This window comes from Kribbella pratensis (assembly GCF_004366075.1).
GTDB classification, from domain to species: Bacteria; Actinomycetota; Actinomycetes; order Propionibacteriales; family Kribbellaceae; genus Kribbella; species Kribbella pratensis.
In genome coordinates, this window is sequence record NZ_SODU01000001.1 from 3096853 (window position 1) to 3107606 (window position 10754).

At 68.2% G+C, this 10754-nt stretch carries 8 protein-coding genes; 5 read left to right on the top strand and 3 right to left on the bottom strand.

What is annotated here, in order from left to right:
* Positions 1-24: 24 nt before the first annotated feature.
* Both EV137_RS14885 and EV137_RS14890 read left to right on the top strand, forming a co-directional pair.
* Positions 25-2142: an MMPL family transporter gene (locus tag EV137_RS14885; protein WP_238175305.1), complete on the top strand. Its 2118-nt coding sequence runs from the start codon at positions 25-27 to the stop codon at positions 2140-2142.
* 10 nt (positions 2143-2152) lie between these two features.
* Entirely contained in the window at positions 2153-2593 is a 441-nt protein-coding gene (locus EV137_RS14890) for a YdeI/OmpD-associated family protein (protein WP_134129220.1), read from the top strand.
* Here EV137_RS14890 and EV137_RS14895 read toward each other — a convergent pair.
* A complete protein-coding gene (locus tag EV137_RS14895) occupies positions 2580-5663 on the bottom strand; it encodes a helix-turn-helix transcriptional regulator (RefSeq protein WP_134129222.1) in 3084 nt (1027 codons plus the stop codon). The two genes, EV137_RS14890 and EV137_RS14895, sit on opposite strands and share 14 nt — an antisense overlap.
* A 95-nt stretch (positions 5664-5758) precedes the next feature.
* On the opposite strand from EV137_RS14895, the gene EV137_RS14900 reads away from it, so the two are divergent.
* On the top strand, positions 5759-7195 hold the full coding sequence (locus tag EV137_RS14900; RefSeq protein ID WP_134004057.1) for an Nramp family divalent metal transporter: 1437 nt from the start codon (positions 5759-5761) through the stop codon (positions 7193-7195).
* A 5-nt stretch (positions 7196-7200) separates the two neighbouring features.
* Here EV137_RS14900 and EV137_RS14905 read toward each other — a convergent pair whose 3' ends face one another.
* Both EV137_RS14905 and EV137_RS14910 read right to left on the bottom strand, forming a co-directional pair.
* Positions 7201-8130 (bottom strand): SMP-30/gluconolactonase/LRE family protein, encoded by a 930-nt coding sequence (locus EV137_RS14905; protein WP_134004055.1) that lies wholly within the window; start codon positions 8128-8130, stop codon positions 7201-7203.
* Positions 8131-8191: 61 nt separating this feature from the next.
* Positions 8192-9115, bottom strand: coding sequence for an SMP-30/gluconolactonase/LRE family protein (locus EV137_RS14910; protein ID WP_134129224.1), 924 nt, complete (start codon positions 9113-9115; stop codon positions 8192-8194).
* Positions 9116-9176: 61 nt separating this feature from the next.
* Between EV137_RS14910 and EV137_RS14915 the strand changes: the two genes are divergently transcribed.
* On the top strand, positions 9177-9626 hold the full coding sequence (locus tag EV137_RS14915) for an Lrp/AsnC family transcriptional regulator (RefSeq protein WP_134004051.1): 450 nt from the start codon (positions 9177-9179) through the stop codon (positions 9624-9626).
* Between the two features lie 63 nt (positions 9627-9689).
* Positions 9690-10754 (top strand): acetyl-CoA carboxylase biotin carboxylase subunit (locus tag EV137_RS14920; RefSeq protein WP_238175306.1); only part of this gene is annotated, 1065 nt, incomplete at its 3' end.

The following is a 10754-nucleotide window of genomic DNA, read 5'->3' on the forward strand; positions in this document are numbered from 1 at the left end:
AGAGGTTCCGGGTACTGTTCCCCGGTGAACCGGTGGAGGTGGAGGGCGGGGATCGCCGCCGTACTGATCGTTTGGCTCGTGCTGGGCGCCCTCGGCGGGCCGGCGGTCGGAAAGCTCAGCGAGGTCCAGCAGAACGACAACGCCAACTTCCTTCCGAAACAGGCCGAGTCGACGGTGGTCGCCAACGAGACCGCCAAGTTCGTCGACTCCAAGGCGCTGCCGTACTTCGTCCTGATCGAGCGTGAGTCCGGGATCACGGCCGCCGACCTCGCCAAGGTCAAGGCGTTCCAGGCGAAGCTCCCCACGCTCGACCTCGGCGCCGGCAAGAAACTCGGCGACTACCTGACCGGTCCCGCCACGCCGGCGATCCCGTCGGAGGACCGCAAGGCGCTGCTGCTCACGGTGCAGATCGACCAGGACCGTGCCGACGAGGTGGTCGAGGAGGGCGAAACGGTCCTGTACGCCGTCGCGGACAGCCTGCGGACCGATATCAAGCAGGACCTCACGCCAACTGGTCTCACCGTCTACGTGACCGGCCCGGGCGGGGTGTTCGCGGACTTCGTGGTCGCGTTCAGCGGGATCGACGGGATCCTGCTCGGGGTCGCGCTCGCGGTCGTGTTCGTGATCCTGCTGATCGTGTACCGCAGCCCGATCCTCCCGGTCGCCGTCCTGCTCACCGCGGTCTTCGGTCTCGCGCTCGCCGCGCTCGTGGTCTATCCGCTGGCGAAGAACGGCGTACTGCAACTGAACGGTCAGAGCCAGGGCATCCTGTTCATCCTGGTCGTCGGCGCCGCGACCGACTACTCGCTGCTGCTCGTCTCCCGTTACAAAGAGGAGTTGCACGACTACGACAGCAAGTTCCAGGCGATGCGGGTCGCGTGGCGAGCCTCGATCGAGCCGATCGCGGCGAGCGCCGCGACAGTCATCCTCGGCCTGCTCTGTCTGCTGCTCTCGCAGCTCGGCAGTACCAAGGGCCTCGGGCCGGTCGGCGCGCTCGGGATCGCCGGTGCGCTGATCGCGTCGATGACGTTCCTGCCCGCGATCCTGCTCGCGTTCGGACGGCGGATCTTCTGGCCGTCGATCCCGCGCGTCGACCACGTGCACTCCAGCGACCAGGTCGGCGGGCGCCGGCTCTGGGGACGCGTGTCGGGTCTGGTCGGCCGGCGTTCCCGGCGGGTCTGGGCGATCACGGCGCTGGCGTTGCTGGCTTGCGCCGCGTTCCTGCCGACCTTCAAGGCGAGTGGTACGTCGCAAGAGGACCTGTTCCTGAACAGCGTCGAGTCGGTCACCGGCCAGGAGGAGCTGGCCAAGCACTTCGACGCGGGAGCGGGTACGCCGGTGCAGATCCTGACCCCGGTCGCACTGGCAGATCAGGTGGTCCAGACCGCGACGAAGGTCGACGGTGTCGGCGGGGCATCCGCCTCAGCCGCTCCCGGCGTACCGCCGAAGGTTGTGGACGGCAAAGTACTGGTCCAGGCCACGTTGAAGGTGCAGGCCGACTCACCGGACGCGACCAAGGTGGTCAAGCACCTGCGGACCGAACTGGACAAGGTGAGCCCCGACATCCTGGTGGGCGGCAACACCGCGATCAATCTCGACGTACTGGACGCCGCGCAACGCGACCTGCGGGTGATCATCCCGACCATCCTCGCGGTCATCTTCGTCGTCCTGATGCTGCTGCTGCGTTCGCTGGTCGCCGCGATCCTGCTGGTGATCGCGAACGTGCTGTCGTTCGGCGCGACCGTCGGTGTCAGCGCGCTGATGTTCAACCACGTCTTCAAGTTCCCCGGCGCCGACCCGGGCATCCCGCTGTACGCGTTCGTCTTCCTGGTTGCCCTGGGCATCGACTACTCGATCTTCCTGATGACCCGCGTCCGCGAGGAATCCCAGGAACACGGCACCAGACCTGGCATCCTCGTCGGCCTGGCCGTCACCGGCGGCGTCATCACCTCCGCCGGCGTGGTCCTCGCCGCCACCTTCTCCGCCCTCGCCGTCCTCCCCATCCTCTTCCTCGCCCAAATAGCCTTCATGGTCGCCTTCGGCGTCCTCCTCGACACCACCGTCGTCCGCTCCCTCCTCGTCCCCTCCCTGGCCCACGACCTCGGCAAGAAGGTCTGGTGGCCCAGCAAACTCGCGTCCTAGGGTGCGAGCTATGGAGACGTTCGAGGCAGCGATCGTGGTGAACGACGGTGGTGGGGCCTGGGTGGAGGTTCCTGGGGAGGTTGTCGCTGCACTGGGTGGGGGTGGGCGGATTCCGGTGGTGGCTACGTTTGACGGGGTGGGGTATCGGGGGTCGATCGCGTCCATGGGTGGGTGTATGGCGTTGGGGGTGCTGAAGAGCATTCGCAGCGAGTTGGGGAAGGGGGACGGTGACGCGGTGACTGTGACCGTTGAGCGGGATAACGGTGAGCGAGTTGTCGATGTGCCGGAGGATCTCGCGGCGGCGTTGGCCGAGGCGGGGTTGCGGGAGGTGTTCGACGGGCTGAGTTACAGCCATCGGCGCGAGCACGTGAACGCGATCAACGACGCCAAGAAGCCGGAGACCCGGGCTCGGCGGATTGCGAAGGCCTTGGAGATGCTCAGGGCTTCTTGAGCGAAGCCAGTTCAGTGCGGTTGGAGACGCCGAGTTTGGCGTAGACGTGGGCCAGGTGGGTCTTGACCGTGCCGCGGCTCATGAACAGTCGCTCGCCGATCTCCGGGTTGCTGAGGCCTTCGACCGCGAGCGCGACCACCTGTTCCTCGGTGGGCGTGAGGCTGGCCCAGCCGGACGACGGGCGACCGCGGGCGCCGCGGGTACGCCGGGCATACGCGACGGCCTCGTCCAACGGGAGCGGCGGCTCGTCCTGGCTCCGCGGCGGCTGGTGACGTGCTTCGTCCAAGGGCGCCGGGAGCTCGGGAGGTGTTGCCAGGCCGAGCGCCGTACGGGCGGCGGATGCGGCCCCGCCGAGACGGGACGCGTCCGTGGGACGGTTCGTGTGGATCGCCAGTAGGGCAAGGGACTCGAGGCTGTCGATGACGTATGTGCGCAGCCCGTGGTCGACGCGGATCGTCAGCGCCTGGTGCAGGAGGTCCGCCGCCTTGTCCGGTTGTTCGGCGATCGCGATGCGACCGAGTTGATCAAGCGCGTCGGCCAGGATCCGCGGGAGGTTGTACCGACGGGCCAGCTCCGCGGCGCGTTCGAGCAGGTCGGTCGCGTCCTGTCCACGGGCGCGCTCGGCGGCGGCGACGGTGGGCAGCAGCATCGCGGGCGCGAACGTCCCCGCGAGCGGGCTGTCCGGCGCGGTGTCGCGGGCCAGCCACTCGACCGCTGCGTCGTACTCGCCGCTCCAGAAGGAGATCAGCCCCATCACCTGACCGAGATTAGGTACGACGGCGCCCGCCGTGTCGGCCAGCTCGAGCAGCGGCCGCATCAACTCGCGCGCCTCGTCGAGGCCCCCCGTTCTGGCCAGCACCGACGCCAGTTGTCCGCGTGCGGTGCCGACGCGGTGGAAGTCGGCGAGCGGTTCGGCGGCGGCGAGAGCGCGTTCGGCGATCTCGAGTGCCTTCAAGGGTTCGCCGGTGGAGACCAGGCTCTCGGACCAGACGGTCAACACGGTGGAAGCGATACCGCGTTCGCCGCTGGTGGTCAGGCCGTCGGCGGCGCGATCGAGCAGCGGACGGAGCTCGTCATGACGGTCCCACAGCGAGAGCAGTACGCACTGCAGGGCGACGTTCGCGTTCCGGGCCGATTCGTCACCGATCCCGTCGGCGAGCCGTACACCCTCCGCCGTCAGATCCCACGCCTTCTGGAAGTCCGTGAAGAACTCCCCGACCGCGACAAGTGCGAGGAACAGCGAACGCAGCCGGTCGTCACCCAGCTCCGTCGCGAGCTCGAGTCCACGACCCGCGGCGTCGTACCCGAACGGATCGACGGTGTCGGCAACCGTCGCGTACCCGTAGAGCAAACGGGCCTGCAGCAATGTTCTGTCGTCTTGCGCACGTTCGATCGCGCGGCGCAGGTAGCCGATGCCCTCGTTACCGGTTGCCTGCAGGTTCCACAGCCACCGAAGCGCCGCGGCCAGTCGCCGGCCGCGCTCGGGATCGTCCGCGGAAAGCCCGTGTTCCAGGGCGGCACGATAGTTCTCGCGATCCGGTTCGATCAGGGCTCGCCAGGCGTCACGATCCTTGTCCAGTAGGGGTTCTGCGGCCTCGGCGATCTGGAGGTAGTGGTCGAGATGCCGATCCCGTACGTCGTCATCGGCCGTCAAACGTGTTCCGGCGTACTCGCGGATCGTCTCCAGCAGCCGGTACCGCCCGCCCTCGGCGACAACGAGCGATTTGTCGACAAGCCTCGCGAGTACCTCGAGTACGGCGCCGCAGACGGCCGATGCGGCGTCGAGGGTGAACCCTCCGGCGAAGACCGAGAGACGGCGGAAGACCTGGCGCTCGTCCTCGTCGAGCAGGTCGTAGCTCCAGTCGATGGACGCGGCGAGCGTGCGCTGGCGAGCGGCGACGCCACGAACGTTCTTCGTCAGCAGGCCGAACCGATCGCTCAGGCCTGCTTCGATCTGCGTAGGTGTCAGCGTGCGGGCCCAGGCGGCGGCGAGCTCGAGGGCGAGTGGGATGCCGTCGAGGCGCGCGCAGATCGAGCGGATCGCCTGATCGGACTCCGGCGATCCGGCCGGTTCTGACTCCGACGACGTCGCCTGCTTCGTGTCCGGAAAACCGGTGCCGGAGCGCTCGAGAAACAGCGCCCGGGCTTCATCGGGGGCGAGAGCGGGGACGCGCCAGATCGCCTCGCCGGGGATGTCCAGCGGCTCCCGGCTCGTCGCGAGGACGGTGACCTCCGGACAGCCGGTCTGCAGGGCGACAACGAACTCGGCGACACCCTCGATGATCTGCTCGCAGTTGTCGAGGCAGATCAAGGCACGTTTGGTCCGGAGCTGCCCGATGAGCAATCGGTCGCCGGACTCGACCAGGAGACCGCTCGCGGCAGCGACCGTCTCGGGGATTTGCGCACTGTCGGTGACTGCGGAGAGGTCGACCCACCAGACGCCGTCCGGCCAGCGTTCGGCCAGTTGCGCCGCGGTTTGAGCGGCCAACCGGGTCTTTCCACTCCCACCCGGTCCGGTGAGGGTGACGAGGCGGCTGCCCGAAAGCTGTGTTCGGAGCGCTGCGACCTGGGTCTCCCGGCCGATGAAGCTGGTGAACATGACGGGCAGATTGTTCGGCACCCGATCGAGGGAACGCAGCGGCTCGTTCGTGGTGGTGAGCTCGAAGATCCGCTCGGGCGAACCGAGATCACGCAAGCGGTGCACGCCGAGGTCGGTCAGGTCCGGAGCGTCCCGGAGGCCCGCGGCAGTTGTTGCAGTGAGCAACGTTTGGCCGGGGTTGGCGAGGGCCAGCAACTGTTCGGCGTGGCGGACCGCGGGTGTGGCGGTCGGTGCGGCGTGCAGGGCGATCCGGAGCAGTTCGCCGGCGGGCACTCGGGAGGCTTCCTCACGGAGCGTCCCGGCGGCGGCGATCGCGTCTGCCGCGTCGTCGTACACCAGGACGGGCTGCCCGGCGTCCCGGCGTACGAGCTGCTCCCCCGGCAGTTCGGCGGCCAGGCCGGCCAGGCGCGCGTAGGCGGGTGCGCTGGCGGCACCGGCGTACGACGCGATCAGGACTGTCACCCCACCCATGGGCGCCAGTCTGCCATTCGGCTGTGTCGGGTCGCCCTGGTCGACAGTATTCGCTACCCTCCGGTCAGAGGGGGGTCGAGGAAGTGAGGAGCCTCATGGCGGACACCAAGTCGACTGACCACGGACGATTCGCGCTACCGACCAAGAACCTGCCCGCACCGCAGGTTCGCGACCTTCCCGATCCGCCCACCAAGACCTGGAAGATCATCGGCCCCGGCATGGTCGGCGCCGGGGTGGGTCTGGCCTCGGGAGAGTTCATCCTCTGGCCCTACATCTCCAGCCAGGTCGGCCTGGTGTTCCTCTGGGGCGCCGTCGTCGGCGTGGTGGTCCAGTGGTTCCTGAACATGGAGATCGAGCGGTACACGCTGGCAACTGGTGAGACAGCGTTGACCGGCTTCAACCGGTACGGGAAGCACTGGGGTCTGTTCTTCGCGATCATGACGTACTTCGCGAACCTCTGGCCGGGCTGGGCGACGAGCTCGGCGAGCATGCTCACGTACCTGTTCGGCGCCGGCAACCCGCGCTGGATCGCGATCGGCATGCTGGTGCTGATCGGCGCCATCCTGACCCTCGCGCCGGTCGTCTACGTGATGCTCGAGCGGCTGATCGCGGTGAAGATCGCCGCCGTCGCGCTGCTCGTGATCCTTGCGCTCGCCTTCGCGATCCGCGGGAAGACGTACGGCGCGCTCGGGGACGCGGTCACGCACCCGCAGTTCCCGGCCGAGCAGCTCGGGTTCGCGCTGGTGATGGGCGCGATCGCGTACGCCGGAGCAGGTGGCGGCCAGAACCTCGTGCAGAGCAACTGGATCCGTGACAAAGGGTTCGGGATGGGCGTGCACGTGCCGCGGCTGACGTCACCGGTGACCGGTGAGACCGAGGCCGACCCGACCGCCAACGGCTACACGTTCCCGCCGAACGACGAGAACCTGGCCCGCTGGAAGCGCTGGTGGAAGTTCGCGAACATCGAGCAGGCCGCGACCTTCGTGGCGATCACTGTCGTCACGATCGTCTTCACCTCGATGCTCGCGCACGCCACCCTCTTCGGTGACAGCAACGTGAAGAACAACATCGGCTTCCTGAAGATCGAGGGTACGACGCTGCAGACCCTGGTGGGCGGCTGGTTCGGCTACCTGTTCTGGGCGATCGGCGCCTTCTCGCTGTTCGCCGCGGCGGCCGGCATCGTCGACTACACGTCCCGGCTGGCGGCCGACATGGTCAAGGCCCGGTACCTCCGCGAGTCCAGCCTCACCGAGTCCAAGCTGTACTTCTGGCTGGTCTGGGGACTGGTTGCCTTCGGCATCATCGTCCTGCTGGCCGGCCTCACGCAGCCGCTGGTGCTCCTGGTGATCTCGGCCTGTACCGCCGGCACCATGATGTTCGTCTACTCCGGCCTGCTCTGGTGGATGAACTCGAGGGCGCTCCCGCGCGCCATCCGGATCACCACCTGGCGCTCGGCCGTCCTCTGGTTCTCGTTCCTGGCCTTCGGCTTCCTGGCCGTCTTCACCATCATCGACCAGGCCAAGAAGCTCTAGAGCGCTCAGCCCCGGGGGCCGTAGGCCTCCGGGGCTCCGTTGGCCGTGGTGAAGAGGGAGTAGACCGATGTGGTCGCGGTGAGGAAGAGGCGGTTGCGTTTCGGGCCGCCCCAGGTGAGGTTGCTGACGGTCTCGGGGACCAGGAGTTTGCCGAGCAGCGTGCCGTCGGGGTGGTAGATGTGCACGCCGTCCGCGGCCGACGCCCAGACGCGGCCCTGGGTGTCGAGGCGGATGCCGTCGAAGATGCCGTTGCCGCACTCGGCGAACAGCTCGCCGCCGCTCAGGGTGTCGCCGTCGACGGTGAAGACGCGGATCGTCCCCTGCTCCGAATCGGTGATGTAGAGCAACGACTCGTCGAGTGAGAACGCGAGCCCGTTCGGCCGGTCGAAGTCGTCGGCGACGCGGGTCAGCCCACCGTCCGGCGCGACCCGGTACACGTGGCAGCCGCCGGTCTCGATCTCGCCCTTGTACCCCTCGTAGTCGCTGTCGATCCCGTACGCCGGATCCGTGAACCAGACCGACCCGTCGCGCTTCACCACCACGTCGTTCGGGGAGTTCAGCCGCTTCCCGTCGTACTCGTGGGCGAGCACGGTGATACCGCCGTGGTGTTCGGTCCGCGTCACGCGCCGGTTGCCGTGCTCGCAGCTCACCAGCCGGCCCTCGGTGTCGCGGGTGTGGCCGTTGGTGTTGCCGGCCGGGTGCCGGAAGACGGAGACCTGGTACGACGTCTCGTCCCAGCGCAGGATCCGGTCGTTCGGGATGTCGCTCCACAACAGGTAGCGGCCCGCGGCGGAGTACACCGGGCCCTCGACCCAGCGGCCACCGGTCCACAGCCGTTCGAGGCGGCTGTCGCCACGGATACCTTCGAAGCGGTCGTCCAGCTTCTCCCAGACGGCCGGCGCGGTCCCTGCCAACGGCTCGAGAATTCCGGTCATCACGACTCCTCGCGAACTCGGCTGCGAACACTCGCGGAAGAGCCTATGCGGTTCTCCTGCGCTATCTCGGGGCGGCCTGCACGTTGGTCAGCCACGACCACACCGAGGTGGTCGCGGTGATGAAGAGGCGGTTGCCCTTCGGGCCGCCGAAGGTCAGGTTGGACACCACGTCCGGGAGCACCAGCTTGCCGATCAGCGTGCCGTCGGGATCGAAGCAGTGCACGCCTTCGTGCGTGGCCGCCCAGACCCGGCCGGTGCTGTCCAGCCGGATGCCGTCGAACATTCCGCCCTCGCACGGTGCGAACACCTCACCCCCGGTCAGCTTCTCGCCGTCCACGTCGAACCGGCGGATGTGCTTGCCCGGCGTGTCGACGACGTACAACTGGCTCTCGTCGTTGGAGAAGGCGAGCCCGTTCGGACGGATGAAGTCGTCCGCGACGACGGTCAGTGCGCCGTCCGGGGCGATCCGGTAGACGTGGCAACCGTCGATCTCCTGCTCGGCGGCGTGTCCCTCGTAGCTCGAGGTGATCCCGTACGGCGGGTCGGTGAACCAGATCGACCCGTCGCTGCGTTCGACCACGTCGTTCGGGCTGTTCAACCGCCGGCTCGACCCCGAACTGCCGAGGTGCGAGGCGAGGACCGTGCGGCTGCCGTCGTACTCCGTTCGCACGACCTGGCGATCGCCCTGCGAGCAGCTGATCAGGCGGCCGGCGCGGTCGATGGTGTTGCCGTTGACGTAACCGGAGGGCTGGCGGAACACGCTGACCTGGCCGGAGAGCTCGTCCCAGCGGAGCAGCCGGTCGTTCGGAATGTCGCTGAAGACGAGGCAGCGCCAGGCCGGCGAGTACGCCGGTCCTTCGAGCCAGCGGCCGCCGTCGTACAGGCATTCGAGGTACTCGTCGCCCGCGATCTTGGTGAAGCGCTCGTCGAGCACCACGAGCTCGGCCCGGAGCCGCGGCGGCGCGGCGTTGAGTGTGATCGTCATATGCGGAACGCTATCCTGTCGCCGACCGCCCATACAGAACGAGGTTTGGTTTGTGACCGATATGACAGTAGATGATGTGGATCGTGGGTTGCTGGCCGCGTTGCAGGAGGACGCCGGGCAGTCGTATGCCGCGCTCGGGCAGGCGGTCGGGCTCTCGGCCGGATCCGCCCACGAACGGGTCCGGAAACTGAAGGCGGCCGGCGTGATCCGGCGTACGACGGTCGACGTGGACCCGGCCGCGGTCGGGCTCGGCGTCCTGGCGTTCGTCATGCTCGAGTCCGGCGCCTGGATGGGCGACGAGCCGACCCTGAAGGCGTTGCGGAAGATCCCGGCGGTCGAGGAGGCGCACATCATCGCCGGGCCGGCGTCGGTCCTGGTGAAGGTCCGCACGGCGACCACCGAGGACCTGCAGGCGACCCTGCGTGCACTCCACCAGGTGGACGGGGTGACCAGCACTCAGACAGTGGTGGTGCTGGAGACGTTCTTCGAGAGACAACCCACCGTGGTGTGAGCAACACCCTGCCCCCAGGGCGGCCCCTTGACCCTAGACTCGGGCCAGCCGAAGGGAGTCGCTGTGTCCGACAGCTTGCATATCACCAAGGTGCTGGTCGCCAACCGGGGCGAGATCGCCGTCCGGGTCGTCCGGGCCGCCGCCGACGCGGGACTGGAAAGCGTCGCCGTGTACGCCGACCAGGACCGGGACGCGCTGTTCGTCCGGCTCGCCGACGAGGCCTACGCGCTGGACGGGTCGACACCGGCCGACTCCTACCTGAACATCGCCAAGATCCTGGACGTGGCCGCCCGCTCGGGCGCGAACGCCGTACATCCGGGCTACGGCTTCCTGGCCGAGAACGCTGCGTTCGCCCAGGCGGTGATCGACGCGGGGCTGATCTGGATCGGGCCGCCGCCGTCGGCGATCGACTCGCTCGGCGACAAGGTCAAGGCGCGGCACATCGCGGAGAAGGTCGGCGCGCCACAGGTTCCGGGTACGCCGGACCCGGTGGCGAACGCTGATGAGGTGGTGGCGTTCGCCCAGGAGTACGGGCTGCCGATCGCGATCAAGGCGGCGTACGGCGGTGGCGGGCGCGGGATGAAGGTCGCGCGGACGCTGGAGGAAGTCCCGGAGCTGTTCGAGTCGGCCACCCGCGAGGCTGTCAGCGCCTTCGGACGCGGCGAGTGCTTCGTCGAGCGGTACCTGGACAAACCACGGCACGTCGAGACCCAGTGCCTGGCCGATGCCCACGGCAACGTTGTCGTCGTGTCGACGCGGGACTGCTCGCTGCAGCGCCGGTACCAGAAGCTCGTCGAGGAGGCGCCGGCTCCGTTCCTGTCGCCCGAGCAGCTGGAACTGCTCTACTCGTCGTCGAAGAAGATCCTCCGCGAGGCCGGGTACGTCGGCGCCGGGACGTGCGAGTTCCTGGTCGGACAGGACGGACTGATCTCGTTCCTCGAGGTGAACACGCGACTGCAGGTCGAGCACCCGGTCTCCGAGGAGGTCACCGGGCTCGACCTGGTCCGGGAGATGTTCCGGATCGCCAACGGCGAGGAGCTCGGATACGGCGACCCGGAGATCTCCGGGCACTCGATCGAGTTCCGGATCAACGCCGAGGACGGCGGGCGCGGATTCCTGCCCGCTCCG

Excerpts from the sequence above, each read along its gene's own strand:
- EV137_RS14890 (WP_134129220.1), top strand. The coding sequence starts at position 2,153 with ATGGAGACGTTCGAGGCAGCGATCGTGGTGAACGACGGTGGTGGGGCC.
- EV137_RS14895 (WP_134129222.1), bottom strand. The coding sequence starts at position 5,663 with ATGGGTGGGGTGACAGTCCTGATCGCGTCGTACGCCGGTGCCGCCAGC.
- EV137_RS14900 (WP_134004057.1), top strand. The coding sequence starts at position 5,759 with ATGGCGGACACCAAGTCGACTGACCACGGACGATTCGCGCTACCGACC.
- EV137_RS14905 (WP_134004055.1), bottom strand. The coding sequence starts at position 8,130 with ATGACCGGAATTCTCGAGCCGTTGGCAGGGACCGCGCCGGCCGTCTGG.
- EV137_RS14910 (WP_134129224.1), bottom strand. The coding sequence starts at position 9,115 with ATGACGATCACACTCAACGCCGCGCCGCCGCGGCTCCGGGCCGAGCTC.
- EV137_RS14915 (WP_134004051.1), top strand. The coding sequence starts at position 9,177 with ATGACAGTAGATGATGTGGATCGTGGGTTGCTGGCCGCGTTGCAGGAG.